9 protein-coding genes are annotated in these 14,548 nt (G+C 70.8%); 7 read left to right on the forward strand and 2 right to left on the reverse strand.

Annotation, left to right across the window (positions count from 1 at the left end; genetic code table 11):
* Positions 1 to 174: 174 nt before the first annotated feature.
* Genes O7625_RS18640 through O7625_RS18650 form a run of 3 tightly spaced genes read left to right on the forward strand, consistent with a single transcriptional unit; the run spans position 175 to position 4,188 of the window.
* On the forward strand, positions 175 to 1,359 hold the full coding sequence (locus O7625_RS18640; protein WP_282340202.1) for a 3-hydroxyacyl-CoA dehydrogenase NAD-binding domain-containing protein: 1,185 nt from the start codon (positions 175 to 177) through the stop codon (positions 1,357 to 1,359).
* Positions 1,356 to 2,747 (forward strand): crotonyl-CoA carboxylase/reductase, encoded by a 1,392-nt coding sequence (gene ccrA, locus O7625_RS18645; RefSeq protein ID WP_282340204.1) that lies wholly within the window; start codon positions 1,356 to 1,358, stop codon positions 2,745 to 2,747. The genes O7625_RS18640 and ccrA overlap by 4 nt, the downstream gene beginning before the upstream one ends.
* A gap of 10 nt (positions 2,748 to 2,757) precedes the next feature.
* Positions 2,758 to 4,188: a carboxyl transferase domain-containing protein gene (locus O7625_RS18650; protein ID WP_282340206.1), complete on the forward strand. Its 1,431-nt coding sequence runs from the start codon at positions 2,758 to 2,760 to the stop codon at positions 4,186 to 4,188.
* Between the two features lie 103 nt (positions 4,189 to 4,291).
* Here the strand turns inward: O7625_RS18650 and O7625_RS18655 are convergent, their stop codons facing one another.
* On the reverse strand, positions 4,292 to 5,467 hold the full coding sequence (locus O7625_RS18655; RefSeq protein WP_282340207.1) for a cytochrome P450: 1,176 nt from the start codon (positions 5,465 to 5,467) through the stop codon (positions 4,292 to 4,294).
* A 554-nt stretch (positions 5,468 to 6,021) separates the two neighbouring features.
* Here O7625_RS18655 and O7625_RS18660 point away from each other — a divergent pair.
* From O7625_RS18660 to O7625_RS18675, 4 genes are all read left to right on the forward strand, one after another.
* The gene (locus O7625_RS18660; RefSeq protein WP_282340209.1) at positions 6,022 to 7,335 is read left to right on the forward strand and encodes a hypothetical protein; all 1,314 of its coding nucleotides are present in this window, start codon (positions 6,022 to 6,024) and stop codon (positions 7,333 to 7,335) included.
* A gap of 66 nt (positions 7,336 to 7,401) precedes the next feature.
* Entirely contained in the window at positions 7,402 to 10,152 is a 2,751-nt protein-coding gene (locus tag O7625_RS18665; protein WP_282347006.1) for an AAA family ATPase, read from the forward strand.
* Between the two features lie 131 nt (positions 10,153 to 10,283).
* Entirely contained in the window at positions 10,284 to 11,759 is a 1,476-nt protein-coding gene (locus tag O7625_RS18670; RefSeq protein ID WP_282340210.1) for an NAD(P)/FAD-dependent oxidoreductase, read from the forward strand.
* Between the two features lie 107 nt (positions 11,760 to 11,866).
* Positions 11,867 to 13,006 carry an acyltransferase gene (locus O7625_RS18675; RefSeq protein WP_282340212.1) on the forward strand — a complete coding sequence of 380 codons (1,140 nt, stop codon included), beginning with the start codon at positions 11,867 to 11,869 and terminating at the stop codon, positions 13,004 to 13,006.
* Positions 13,007 to 13,077: 71 nt separating this feature from the next.
* On the opposite strand, the gene O7625_RS18680 is transcribed toward O7625_RS18675, so the two are convergent.
* Complete coding sequence (locus O7625_RS18680; protein ID WP_282340213.1) at positions 13,078 to 14,169, reverse strand: cytochrome P450; 1,092 nt, start codon at positions 14,167 to 14,169, stop codon at positions 13,078 to 13,080.
* Positions 14,170 to 14,548 lie beyond the last annotated feature (379 nt).

Consider the following 14,548-nt stretch of genomic DNA (forward strand, 5'->3'; position numbering starts at 1 on the left):
CCGGGAAAACGCGATGAATCCACCGCTCGGCCAGGGGTCCTATTCATGTTCCACCCCTAGGTCGTAACGAATCACACCGCGCTTGTAGGGGTTACCGGCGCCCGCCGCCGCCTCTTAGAGTCCGCATTGATCCGGCAGTTCGGCCGCGCGGAACAACGCGATCAAGGGGTGGCGATGACGGTACAGGAGCATGGGATCGCTGCCGGGCACGTGTTGCTACTGCGATATCTCAACCGGGCCGCCATCCTGTGTGGACAGGATTATGTCACCGGTCCGGACATCGACACCGCGATGCGCCTCGGTTGTGGCCTGACCACCGGCCCGCTGACCATGGTGGACGAGATCGGTCTCGACCGGGTACTGGAGCTGATGGCGGAGGCAGCCGTACCCCCGGCACCACTGCTGACCACCCGGGCGTGGCCGGAACGGCTCCACCGGGATCCCCGCCGCCGGACCGGACCCGCCGCGCCGGAACCGGTGGCCGCCGGTGCGCCGTCCTCGGTCGGCATCGTCGGGTCGGGGACGATGGCCACCGGAATCGCGCAGGCCCTCGTGGTCCACGGTCTTCACACCACCCTCGTGGCCCGCCACGAGGAGCGGGCAATGGCGGCCCGCCACCGTGTCTCGGCGGCGCTCGACAGGGCCGTCACCCGGGGCCGGGTGACCCCCGCGGCGGCCGCCGCGGCCGCCGGCCGGCTCCGGACCGGCGTCCTGCTCGACGACCTGGCCGACTGCGACCTCGTCGTCGAGGCGGTGGCTGAGGAGGAGGACGCCAAGCGTACGGTCTTCGCCGCCCTCGACCGGGTCTGCCGGCCCGGCACCGTCCTCGCGACCACCACCTCCAGCCTGTCGGTGGCCGACTGCGCCGCGGCGACCGGCCGCCCGGCCGACGTGGTGGGGATGCACTTCTTCAATCCGGCGCCGGTCATGCGGCTCGTCGAGGTCGGCCACACCCCGCACACCGCCGCCCGGACCACCGCGGTGGCCCGCGCCCTCGCCCGTCAGCTGGGCAAGGTGCCGGTCTCCTGCCCGGACAGGTCCGGCTTCATCGTCAACTACCTGCTGTTCCCCTATCTGAACGACGCCGTCGGCATGGTGGAGCGCGGCCAGGCGGGCGTAGCGGAACTCGACCGGGAGATGGAGGAGGCCCACGGCTTTCCGATGGGTCCTTTCGCCCTGCTCGACACCATCGGCCTCGACGTCTCCGCCGCCATCCTGCGCCGCCTGCACCAGCAGTTCGGCGACCCGGCGACCCGGCCCGGGCCGATGCTCACCCGCCTCGTCGCCGAGGGCCGGCTCGGCCGCAAGACCGGGGCCGGCTTCCATGTCCAGCGCCCGAGCAGGGAGGCAGCGCGATGAACCGTGCCTTCGTGGAGACCCTGGAGTCGGCCGGCACCGACCGCGCCGCCGTCGAGGCGCTGCCCGTGCCGCCGGGCTACCGGGCGGCCGTGCTCCTGGAGGAGGAGCAGGAGAGGTACGCCGCGATGGCGGTGGCGGACCGGCAGCCCGGCAAGGCGCTGCACCTGCGCGAGGTGGCGACCCCCGAGCCCGGACCGGGCGAGGCCCTGGTCGCCGTCATGGCCAGCTCGATCAACTACAACACCGTGTGGAGCGCGCTGTCCGCCCCGGTGCCGACGTTCCGGTTCCTCAAGCGGTACGCCCGCACCGGCGGCCTCGCGGCCCGGCACGACCTGCCGTACCACGTGGTCGGTTCCGATCTCTCCGGAGTCGTGCTGCGGACCGGACCCGGGGTGCGGCTGTGGCATCCCGGCGACCGGGTGGTCGCGCACTGCCTCTCGGTCGAGCTGGAGGAGCCGGAGGGCCACGACGACACGATGCTCGACCCGCAGCAACGGATCTGGGGATACGAGACCAACTTCGGCGGCCTCGGCGAACTCGCCCTGGTCAAGGCCAACCAGCTGATGCCCAAGGCCGCGCACCTGACCTGGGAGGAGGCCGCCGCGCCGGGGCTGGTGAACTCCACCGCCTACCGGCAGCTGGTCTCCCCGCACGGCGCGGTCATGCGGCAGGGCGACAACGTGCTGATCTGGGGCGCGGCCGGCGGTCTGGGTTCGTACGCCACCCAGTACGTCCTCAACGGCGGCGGAACCCCCATCTGTGTCGTCTCGAACGCGCAGAAGGCCGAGATCTGCCGGGCGATGGGGGCCGCCGCGGTGATCGACCGCAGCGTCGAGCAGTACCGGTTCTGGGCCGACGACCAGACCCCGGATCCGCGCGAGTGGCGGCGGCTCGGCGAGCGGATCCGCGAGCTGACCGGCGGCGACGACCCGGACATCGTGTTCGAGCATCCCGGGCGGGAGACGTTCGGCGCGTCCGTCTACGTCGCGCGCCGTGGCGGCGTCATCGTGACCTGCGCCTCCACCTCCGGTTTCCGGCACGAGTTCGACAACCGGTACCTGTGGATGCACCTCAAGCGCATCGTCGGCTCCCACTTCGCCAACTACCGGGAGGCCTGGCTGGCGAACCGTCTGGTGACGCGGGGCCGGATCCATCCGACGCTGTCGGCGGTCTACCCCCTCGACCGGGTGGGGCAGGCGGTCGACGAGGTGCACGGCAACCAGCACCACGGCAAGGTGGGCGTGCTCTGTCTCGCCGACGAGGGAAGGGGCGTCTCGGACCCGGAGACGCGGGTCCGCCACGAGAACGCGATCAACCGGTTCCGGACCGCCGCCCCCGCCGCCGCCCCCGCCCCGGCCGCCGCCGCGGCCGCCGCCCCGCAGAGATGAGGCTCCGCAGATGACGACGGCCGAGCTGGGTGACGCGGTGGATCCGGGCACGGGCGATCCCCGGGCGCCGCTGACCCGGCTGGCGCGACTGGCCGACCCGGGTTCGCTGCGGCTCTTCGGTCCGCACGACGCGGTCAAGGCCGGGCACGCCCGGATCGGCGGCAGCCCGGTGGTGCTCTTCTGCACCGACGCGACCCGGGCCGGCGGCTCCCTCGGCGCCGAGGAGAGCATGCAGATCGTGACCGCCATCGACCTCGCGGTACGGGACCGGCTCCCCGTGATCGGGCTCTGGCACTCCGGCGGAGCCCGGCTGACCGAGGGCATCCAGTCGATGGACGGCGTCGGGCGGATCTTCGCCGCGATCATCAGGGCCTCCGGGCGGGTTCCGCAGATCTCGGTCGTCCTGGGGCCGGCCGCCGGTGCCGCCGCGTACGGACCGGCGCTCACCGACGTGGTGGTGATGGCCGACGGCGGCCGGATGTTCGTGACCGGCCCCGACGTGGTCCGCTCGGTCACCGGTGAGCAGATCGACATGGAGGGGCTGGGTGGCGTCGAGGCCCACGGGCGCAAGTCCGGCGTCGTGCACGTGAGCGCCGGCTCGGAGACCGAGGCGTACGCCGCCACCCGGCACCTCGTCGGGGTGTTCACCCGCCCCGGCTGGTTCGACCTGTCCTCGGTCACGGACGACGAGGGCCTGGTCGACGTCCTGCCGGCGTCGGCACGACGCGCCTACGACGTCCACCCGCTGATCGCGCGCCTGCTCGACGGGCCGGCTGACGGGGAACCCGCCTTCCTGGAGCTGCAACCGCGTTGGGCCCGCAACATCGTGGTGGGCTTCGGCCGGCTCGCCGGTCGGGCGATCGGCGTGGTGGCCAACAACCCGCTGCACCGCGGCGGCTGTCTCGACTCGCTCAGCGCGGAGAAGGCGGCCCGGTTCGTCCGTACCTGCGACGCGTTCGGCACCCCGCTGCTGGTGCTGGTCGACGTGCCGGGCTACCTGCCGGGCCTGAACCAGGAGTGGGGCGGGGTGATCCGCCGCGGCGCCAAGTTGCTGTACGCCTTCGGCGAGGCGGTGGTGCCCCGGGTGACCCTCGTGGTGCGCAAGTCGTACGGCGGTGCCTACATCGCGATGAACTCCCGGTCGCTCGGTGCCACCACCGTGCTGACCTGGCCGGACGCCGAGGTCGACGTGATGGGGCCGGAGGCTGCGGTGGGCATCCTGCACCGCCGTGCCCTGGCCGCCGCGCCGGAGGCCGACCGGGACCGCCTACGCCGGGAACTGGTCACCGAGCACCGCCGCATCTCCGGTGGCACCCGGCGCGGACTGGGGCTGGGGATGATCGACGAGGTGATCGACCCGGCCGCGAGCCGTCGGCGGATCGCCGAGGCGTTGGCCACCGCCACGGCGGGCCGGGGCAGCCACGGCAACATCCCCCTGTGATCGTTCCCCGGTGGTCTCGGCCGGGGGCTCCCGGTGCCGTCCACCCCCGGTCGGCACACCGACGGTCGGGCCGGTGCGCCGACCGGGGGGTGGGAAAGCGGGATCACCACCGCACCGGCAGGGCGGTGAGGCCTCGGATGAACCTCCCCTCGCGCCACCCGAGTTCCGTCCCGGTCAGCCGCAGCGTGGGCAGTTCCCGCAGCAGGGCCGAGATCGCGGTGGTCAACTCGATGCGGGCCAGGGACGCGCCGAGGCAGACGTGCCGGCCGTGCCCGAACGCCAGGTGGGGGTTGGGGCTGCGGTCCAGGAGGATCTCGTCGGGCCGGTCGAACGCCCGGGGATCCCGGTTCGCCGCCGCGAACACCGGCACCACGACCTGGCCCGGCTCGACCGGCGCGTCGCCCAGCGTGGCCGGGGCGCCGGCGATGTGCGGCGCACCACCGGTGGAGAGCAGCGAGGTGTAGCGCAGCAGCTCCTCCACGGCGGTCGGGACGAGCTCCGGCTCGGCGCGCAGCCGCTCCCAGCGGTCCCGCTCGGACAGCAGCAGGTAGAGGCAGATGGCGAGCTGGTGGCTGGTGGTCTCGTACCCGGCCATCAGTAGGCCGTACCCGGCGTGGATGGCGTCCTCCCGGCTCATCGGCTCGCCGGAGCGGGTCGCCGCGATAAGGTCGGTGAGGACGTCCTGCGGCGGATCCTGCTGGGCCGCGCGTCGGTCGTAGAGTTCGGCGAAGTCGGCGAAGAGTTGACCGTGCGCCTGGCGGACCTGCTCGGGCGGGTACGCCGTGGCGGACATGACGATCTCCACGAGCGGCCCGAACGTCTCGTAGTTCGTGTAGGGGATGCCGAGCAGCAGGCAGATCACCCGGACCGCCAGGGGTTGGGCGAAGGCGTCGTGGAACTCGGCCCGGTCGCCGCCGGCGCGAAGGTCGTCGATCAGTTCGGCGACGATGGCTTCGATCTGCGGGATCAGCGTCTGTGCGCGCCGGGCGGTGAACGCCGTCGTGATGGTCCGGCGTCGGCGGGCCGGGTCGGGGGCGTCGGCGCTGTCGTGCTCGAGCGAGTCGGGGGAGCGGTTGGTGAGCCCGACCCGGGCGGCGCCGACCCGGTCGAAACGCGGATCCGTGACCACCCGGCGTACGTCTTCGTACGCGGTGAGCAGCAGCGCCGGAGCGCCGCCGTAGAGGGCTACGGGGCAGGGACGACGATCGGGGATCTCGTCGAACTGCGGTGCGGGGCCTGCGCCCCCGGACTCCGGGAACGGGAACCTGGCGTCTGGCATGGTGCCTCCGTGGTCGGCTGGCCCCGGCTGCTCGGGCGCGCGAGGCCAGATCGAAGCTAGCGGCGGTCGCGGCGGTCGTTAACCCCTAGATCTGCCGGGCAAGGGGTACCACAATCTGGTACGCAGTACCCGGTTCGGGCGTTTGCCCTGCATGCCGGGGCATCGCCGCCCTTCCCGCGCCAAATCTTGTTGCTCTGGGTGATGCCTGGCACACTGACAGCGAGTAAGTTGGTCTGAGCGACTGATCAGCGCCAATCAAGGAGGGGGATGTCAGGTCTGGCTGTACTGACGTCCGATCGGCCCGGTGTGGTAACCCGCGGCTTGCGGCCAACATTCTACTGTGAACGATAGACGTCAATGTAATATGCTGTGCGTCCAATGTGTGTCGGAGAGTTGAGCGATTCGTCCTCACCCCGTGTGAACTGGGAATCCATGGCCCCTATGGTCGCTGGGATCTAGGGGTTACCCCGCCGGGCCAGCGGTGATAGTCATTACCTCGGCATGCCCCGTGGTGACGATCGACCAAGGATGTGGTTGTCTTGATGGATAGCAGAATGGCTGCGATCGGCGATTTGACAAACGCGGCGGGCGTGGACGACGAAGCGACTCTCCGAATCGCGAACCGGTTGCAGCATCACTACGTCCTGGAGTTGCTGTACCAGGAGGTTCTGCTGGACGTCCTGCCATACGACGGCCGGGAGAAATTGGTCGTGCAACACGACCTGGAGATCGCCCGCCACGTGGTGGGCTACCTCGTCCGGGCCGAGCGGGACACGGTGACGGTCGAGCCGCTGCCCTGGAGCCAGGACCTTTCCCGGGCCGCCGCCGCCGACGCCGACGTACGCATCCACCAGGACCTCCCGGCCTTCGCGGGCATGCTGCGCGCGGTCTTCGGGCCCGCCGCCTGCGCCGACCCCGCGCAGGTGGCGGACATCCTCGCGGCCGGCGACCGGGGCACCGGCCTGCCGTGGGGCGAGCTGTTCGCCCAGCGGAGCCGGCACAACGCCGACCTGGCCGGTCTCGCCCTGCGTTTCGGGTCCGACAAGTGGGGCGCCCGCTGGTACGCCCGCCAGTACCAGCGATTCTTCGCCGCCTACCGCGACCGGCCGGTACGCATCCTCGAGATCGGCATCGGCGGTTTTCAGGAGGCCGACCGTGGCGGTGCCTCGCTGGAGATGTGGAAGCGCTATTTTCCGAGGGCGCTGGTCTTCGGGATCGATATCGAGGACAAGCGTTTCCTGGAGACGCAGCGGCTCCGCACGTTCCGGGGCAACCAGGCCGATCCCGAATTCCTGGCCACGGTGCTGGAGGAGACCGGCGAGCTGGACATCGTCATCGACGACGGCAGCCACTTCTGTTCCGACCAGATCAGGTCGTTCGAGTACCTCTTTCCGCGGCTCGCCGACGACGGCCTCTATGTCATCGAGGACATGGAGACGTCGTACTGGCCCGGATTCGGCGGATCGAGCAGCGATTTCTCGAATCCCGCCACCGGTGTCGGCTATCTCAAGCAGATGGTCGACGGCCTGAACTACGAGGCGCTGGTGTCGGACACGACCTACCGGCGCAGGCCGACCGATCGCAGCGTGGTGGGGATCCACTTCTTCCACTCCATGGCGATCATCGAGAAGGGCGTCAACGAGGACGGCGGGCTCGGCGCGATGATCCCCGACGAGGTGAAGCGCCAGGGCCCCCGCTATCTCATGCCCGACTATCCGGTGCCGCCGGAGTTCGAGTCGGCCCCGGACGCGGCGGGCGTCTCCACCAACCCGTCGAAGAAGCCGGCGAACAGCGGCTCGAAGACCCCCACCGGCCCCCTGCCGGCCGCGGCGGACAAGCCGGGGGTAGACGCGACAAGCGGCAAATGACAGCCGCGGCCGCCGGTGCCGCCGGGCACCGGCGACCGCAGCGACATACGGGGAAGCGGGATGTCCATGGCGCTGACAGAGCGAACTAACGAACTTCTTGCCCTCGACGAGATGCTCTCGGCATGCCGGAGCGGGGTGGGCCAACTGGCTCTGATCAGTGGGCCGGTCGGGTGCGGAAAGACGGAGGTGCTGGACGCGTTCGCCGAACGGGCGCTGCGGGCCGGCGCGCTCCTCCTCAGCGCCACCGCGAAGCGGTCCGGGGCCGAGGTGCCGTTCGACGTCCTGGTGCAGCTGTTCGGGGCGGGCACCGCCCCCGGACGGCTCCGGGCACAGCTGGATCGGCTCGTCGACGCGGTCCCGTCGACGAACCCGGTGGACGCCGCCGGCACGCAGGCGTTGCGCGTCCTCTACGCCGAACTGCTGACCTGGACCACCGACCGCCCCGTGGTGATCACGGTCGATGACGTCCAGTGCGCCGACCGGGAATCCCTGCGCGAACTGCTCGACCTCGCCTCGCGGTTGCGGCGGACCTCGGCGCTGCTCGTGTTCACCCAGTCCGACGACGAGAACGCGGCGACCGCGCTGGTCCAGGCCGAGCTGCTGCGCAACGACCACTGGCGGCGCATCGACCTCACCCTGTTGTCGGTCGAGGGGGTCACCGCCCTGGTACGTGCGCAGCCGGACTGGACCGCCCTGCCGCTGTCCGGAGCGGACATCCACCGGCTCAGCGGCGGCAATCCGCTGCTGGTACGCGCGCTGCTCGACGACCTGCGCGGGGCGGATCCGCGCCGTCCCGACATCGCGTTCGGCCAGGCCGTCGTGGCCTGTCTGCACCGCAGCTCGCCGGACTCCCTGGCCGTCGCGCGCGGCATCGCGATCCTGGGGCGGCCCACCGGCGTCGGGCTGCTCGCCGACCTGGTCGAACTCGGCCAGGAGCAGACCCGGACCGCGCTACGCCGGCTGGAACTGGCCGGGCTGGTGACCGGCGGGGACTTCCGCAACCCGGCCAGCGGGGCCGCCGTCCTGGCGGACCTGCGCCCCCAGGAGCGACGCAGGCTGCACGAACGCGCGGCCGAGCTGCTCTACGTGCAGGGCGCCTCGGCCTCGACGGTGGCCCGGCACCTGCTGGAGACGGACGGGACACGGCAACGGTGGACCCAGCGCCTGCTGCGTGAGGCCGCGGAGGTCGCCATCGCCTCCGACGATCTCGACTTCGCCTGCGACTGTCTCGGCCTGGCGTTCGAGAGCAGCCCGGACGACCACGAGCGGGCCTCTGTGCTCGCCCGGTTGGCCGGGGTCGTGTGGCGGCGCAACCCGGTCGCCGCCGTCCGCCACGTGTCCCTGCTGATCGAGCCGTCCCGCCGCGGTCTGCTCTCCGACCGGCAGGTCAGCGCGGTGGCGAGGTCGCTGGTCTGGCACGGCATGACCGGGGAGGCGATGCAGGTCATCGATGCGACGGGCCGTACCGGCGGGGCCGGTGGCGATCGGCGCGACGCCGAACTCGGCATGATCCGGCGGTGGCTGCGGTCCTGGCACCCGCCGCTGTCCAGGATGGTGCCCGAGGTGCCGCGGCGACCGGGGACACCCGACGGTGCGGAGGTGGCCGACGAGCACCTGCTCGGCGCGGCGCTGCTGTCGGAGGTGCTGACCCGTGGTGCCGTGGACGTCGTGCGCCGCGCCGAGGACATCCTGCGCGGCTGCGGTACCGAGGTCGACGAGGCCACCCTGGAACCGGCCGAGGCGGCGCTGCTGGCCCTGCTCTATTCCGATCACGCGGACCGGGCGCTCACCTGGTGTGATCCGCTGCTCGCGGCGGCGGCGGAACGCTACGCGCCGACGTGGAGCGCCCGGCTCGAAGCCGTCCGCGGGGAGATCGCGCTGTACCAGGGGGACCTGCCCAACGCCGCACGGTACGCCCGCGCCGCCCTCGACCGGATCGCCCCGCGCGGCTGGGGCGTGGCGGTGGGGGCGCCGCTGGCCACGTTCATCCAGGCGACCACGATGATGGGGGACCTCGACGCGGCCGGCGCCTACGCCAAGGCCCCGGTGCCGCAGGAGATGTTCAAGACCCGGTTCGGTCTGCGCTACCTCTACGCGCGCGGGCTCTACCTCTCCGCGTGCGAGCGCTGGCACGCTGCGATGAGCGACCTGCTGACCTGCGGGGAGCTGGCGGCGGAGTGGGAGATGGACGTGCCGGCCTTCGTTCCCTGGCGGGGCGCCGCCGCCCGGCTGTACCTCAAGCTGGGGGACCGCGACCGGGCCCAGAAGCTGGCCGGTGCCCAGTTGAGGGGCGCCCGGCAGGGGCTGACCCGGACGGCCGGCATCTCGCTGCGGGCCATGGCCGCCTGTAGCGGCACCCACGGACGCCTGCAGCTGCTGCGCGAGGCGGTCGAGGTGCTGCACGCCTGCGGCGACCGCTTCGAGCTGGCGAGCGCGCTGGCCGACCTGCACCAGGTGCACCAGGCGATGGGGGAGCGGCAGCGGGCGAACGCGGCGTTCCAGCAGGCGCTGCGGCTGGCGACCGAGTGCCGGGCCGAGCCGCTGCGCCGGAGCCTGTTGCACCAGTCCTCCGACGAGCACGTCGAGTCGATGGTGACGAAGCAGCCCAACGGCGGGCTGGTGAAGCTGAGCCGGGCCGAGCGTCGGGTCACCGCGCTGGCGGCCACCGGGCACACCAACCGGGAGATCGCGCAGAAGCTCTACATCACCGTGAGCACCGTCGAGCAGCACCTCACCAAGGCGTACCGGAAGCTCAAGGTGACGAACCGGGCCGACCTGGCGGCGGCGTGCATGCCCACCATGGCGGATTCGGCCTGACCGCCGACCGGCAGTGCACCGGGGTCTGGGGCACGTAGGGGTTGGGCATCGAATTGTGCCTGAATAGGGTCAATGATGCATGACCGGGATCGATGTCCCGGCCGCAGATCCCCGAGAGAATGGCGGATGCGATGCCGAAGGTGATTGTCATCGGTGGTGGCCCCGGCGGTTCGACCGCCGCCGGGCTTCTCGCAAGGGGCGGCGCAGAGGTCAAGCTGCTCGAACGCGCGGAATTCCCGCGGTATCACATCGGGGAGTCCATCACGACCTCCTGTCGCGCGATCATCGATTACGTCGGGGCACTGGACAAGGTGAACGCGTGTGGTTTCACCTCCAAGACCGGCGTGCTGATGCGGTGGGGCCGGGAGCAGGACTGGATCATCGACTGGACCGCGCAGTTCGGGTCGGACACCCGCTCCTGGCAGGTCGACCGCGAGATCTTCGACAAGGTGCTGCTGGACAACGCGGCCGACAGCGGTGCGGAGGTCGTGCAGCAGGCCCACGTCAAGCGCGTCCTGTTCGACGGCGACCGGGCCGTCGGCGTCGAGTGGCAGGCGGCCGACGGCGAGCTGCGGGCCGAGACGGCCGATTACGTCGTCGACGCCTCCGGCCGCGCCGGACTCATCTCGGCCCAGCACTACCACAACCGGCGGCCGCACGAGATCTTCCGCAACGTCGCCATCTGGGGATACTGGGAGAATGCCGAACTGCTGCCCGGGAGCCCGGACGGGGGAATCAACGTCATCTCCTCCCCGGACGGCTGGTACTGGCTCATCCCGCTGCGCAACAACCGTTTCAGCGTCGGGTTCGTGACGCACAAGACGAATTTCGTGGAAAGGCGTCGGGAGTTCGACACGCAGGAGGCGATGCTCGCGGCGATGATCGACGAGTCGGACACGATGAAGCGGGTGCTCGCCCAGGCGACCCAGCTCCCCGACGTGCGGGTGGAACAGGATTTCTCGTACGCCGCGGACAAGTTCTGCGGTGACGGCTACTACCTGGTCGGCGACTCGGCGTGCTTCCTCGACCCGCTGCTGTCCACCGGGGTCCACCTCGCGATGTACAGCGGCATGCTGGCGGCGGCGTCGATCCTCTCGCTCGACCGGGGTGAGGTGAACGAACCGGAGGCGCAGGCGTTCTTCGAGTCGTTGTACCGCAACGCCTACCACCGTCTCTTCACCCTGGTCATCAGCTTCTACCAGCAGCACGCCGGCAAGGACCGGTACTTCGCGCTGGCCGACACGCTGAGCCGGGCCGCGCAGGGCGACGGTGCCCAGAGCGCCGACCTGGCCTTCGGCGAGATCATCGCCGGCCTCACCGACCTGCGGGAGGCGGCCGACCAGGCGGGGAAGGCGGCGGCGCCGATCACGGAGACCATCGACGCGGCGGCGACCGGGGGCGCCAAGCCGGTGCAGGAGCTGCTCGGGGCCGCCGAGCAGGCCCGACGGCGGGCCGAGGAGGCCGCGCCGAACCAGCGCCTGACCATGGCGCCGATGTACATCGACGCCAACGACCTGTACGACGCGGCCAGCGGCCTCTACCTGGTGACCGAGCCGCGGCTGGGCATCAGCCGGGTGAGTTCGGAGGCGACCGTCCCGGCCGGCTGAGCCGGAGGCGCTCCCGTGGGTGCGCCCGCCGGCCACGGCTGGTGGGCCACCCGGTCACGGCCGTCAGCGTGGCGCCGCCGACGCCACCGTTCCTCCGAGGAGTACGCATGACCTCAGCCGTCCGGCTCCCCGACCGGCTGCCCTCGTTGACCGGTCTCCGCTTCTTCGGGGCGGTGGCCGTCATCCTCTTCCACGCGATCGCCGTGCCGCCGATCACCGTCTTCGCCGACGAGCGGGCCGCCGGCATCCTGACCTTCCTGGTCAGCAAGATCGGCTTCGTCTCGATCACGTTCTTCTTCATCCTCAGCGGCTTCGTGCTCACCTGGTCTACCCGTAACGACGACACGCCGCGCGCGTTCTACCGCCGCCGCTTCTTCCGGATCTTCCCCAACCACGTCGTCACCTGGGCCGCGTGCCTGATCCTCCTCGGCGGTGCGCCGGCATGGGTCGCGCTGCTCAACCTGCTGCTCCTGCAGTCCTGGGTGCCCAGGCTGGAGGTGGCGTCGAGCGTCAACATCGTCACCTGGTCGCTGTCCTGCGAGGTCTTCTTCTACGCCCTCTTCCCGTTCCTGCTGCGCGGCGTGCGACGCATCCCGCGCGGGAAACTGTGGTATTGGGCGCTGGGAGCCCTCCTGGCGACGATCGCGGTGCCCTTCGTCGCGGTCCTGACGATGCCCGAACAGCCCACCATCCCGGTGGTCGGCGTGCCGACGTACGAGTTCTGGTTCTCCTACAACTTCCCGGTCGCGCGCCTGGGCGAGTTCGTCCTGGGCATGGTGCTGGCCCGGACGGTGCGGGAGCGGATGTGGGTCGGGCTGCCGCTGTGGGGGGCGCTGGCGATCCTGGGCGTGACCTACCTCGGCATGCTGCCCGTGCCGATACCGTACGGCGTGGTCGCCGTCGAGGTCGTCCCGGCCGCGTTGCTGGTGCTCGCGGCGGCGAACACCGAGATCCGGGGCACGAACCGGTTCTTCGGCAGCCGGCTGTCGTTGTGGCTCGGCAACATCTCGTACGCGCTGTTCATGTCGCACGCCATCGTCCTGTACTGGGGACGGCCGTTCTTCCTCGGTGACCGGAAGTTCAGCACACCGGTCGCGCTCGGTCTGGTGGCGCTGGCCGTCGGGCTGAGCATCCTGCTCGCCTGGCTCCTCTACGTCACCGTCGAGCGGCCGATCGCCCGGCGCTGGAGCCAGCCCGCCCCGGCCCCCGGACGGACCGTGCCGGCGGTCTCCTCGCCCGGGACCTGAGCACCAACCCGACGGACTGACGCGCATCCCGACGCCGGGACACGCGTCAACACCCGCCGGCCGGTCCGCGCTCAGTCCCACCGCACGGGCAGCCGGTGCACGCCGTAGATGGTCATGTCCGCGGCGACCTCGACCTCGTCGGCCGGCACCGCCAGGCGCAGCCGCGGAAAACGCGCGAAAAGCCGGGTGTACGCGATCCGCATCTCCATTCTCGCGAGCTGCCCCCCGAGACACTGGTGCGCCCCGTGGCCGAATGCCAGATGGCCGGCGGCATGGCGTCCGATGTCGAACGTGTCGGGTCCGGGGAATTTCGCCGGGTCGCGATTCGCCGCGCTCAACGAAAGCGTGACACTCTCGCCTTCGCGGATGGTCACGCCGCCGAGGTCGACGTCCTCCAAAGCGGTCCGGACCGGTCCGATATGGATGATGGTGAGATAGCGCAGCAGCTCCTCGACGGCGGCGTCGGCCAGTGTTTCGTCCGCCATGAGAGCGGCCAACTGATCAGGCGCGGTCAACAGCGCGAACGTGCCCAGAGCCAGCATGTTGGCGGTGGTCTCGTAACCCGCCGAGAACAACAGGAACGCCATGCTCTTGAGTTCCTGAACCGTCAGTTCCGGCAGTGCCGCCAGACTGCTCAGCAGATCGTCGGCCGGTCGCGCCCGCTTGTCCAGCACCAGTTCCTCGACGAAACCGTCGGCGCTGCGGTGCGCCGCGACGATGGCCTCCACCGACGAGGTCATGTTGAGCAGCGTGGCCACGTCGCGCTGGAACTGCTCCCGGGCCTCGTACGGCACGCCGAGCAGCTCGCAGATCACCTGCGAGGGGATGGGCAGCGCGAACACCCGCAGCAGGTCGGCGTGGGTGCCCGCGCCGGCCATCGCGGCCAGCTGGACGTCCACGATCTCCGTGATCCGCGGCTCCAGCTGCCGGAGCCTGCGCGCGGTGAACTGGCTCGTCAGCAGCCGGCGGTACCGGGTCTGCTCGGGCGGGTCCATCCGGATGAAGTTGCCCGGGTCGGCCGGCACGCGTGGCTCCGGAACCGGCAACGGAATCGGCGACCGCAGCAGTTCCTGCCGCGAGCTGAACCGGGTGTCGGCAAGGACCGACCGTGCCGCCCAGTGACTGGTGACCAGCCAGCCGACATGCCCGTCAGGAAACGTCATGGGTGCGACCGGACAATGCTGCCGCAGTTGTCCCAACGGTTCCGGTGGATCGAATGGTGAACTGCGCGCCGTTGGCAGCATGGGCGCTCCTGGTACTACCCCGGTCATTTTCCACTCCCCGGTACAGATGGCTGAACCATGGCGATCCGAGCGTAGAGCCGAAGTGACGCACATCAGTACTCCGGAGAATTCTTACCTAGCCCTTAGGGGTTTTCTTAGGGGTGTCCGGCCGGTAGCCGTCGTGTGAGGCTCGATCTGCGTCGTGGTCATTTGAGAAGGAGCCGTGGTAGCGGATGTGTGCCAGCCCTGCAGAGCATTCCCTGCCGTGGATCCTGCCCGGAACCGGCTCACCCGCCCGGCGGGCGCGCATCGTCCGGGA

It is taken from the genome of Micromonospora sp. WMMD714 (genome assembly GCF_029581315.1).
Taxonomy (GTDB): Bacteria; Actinomycetota; Actinomycetes; order Mycobacteriales; family Micromonosporaceae; genus Micromonospora; species Micromonospora rifamycinica.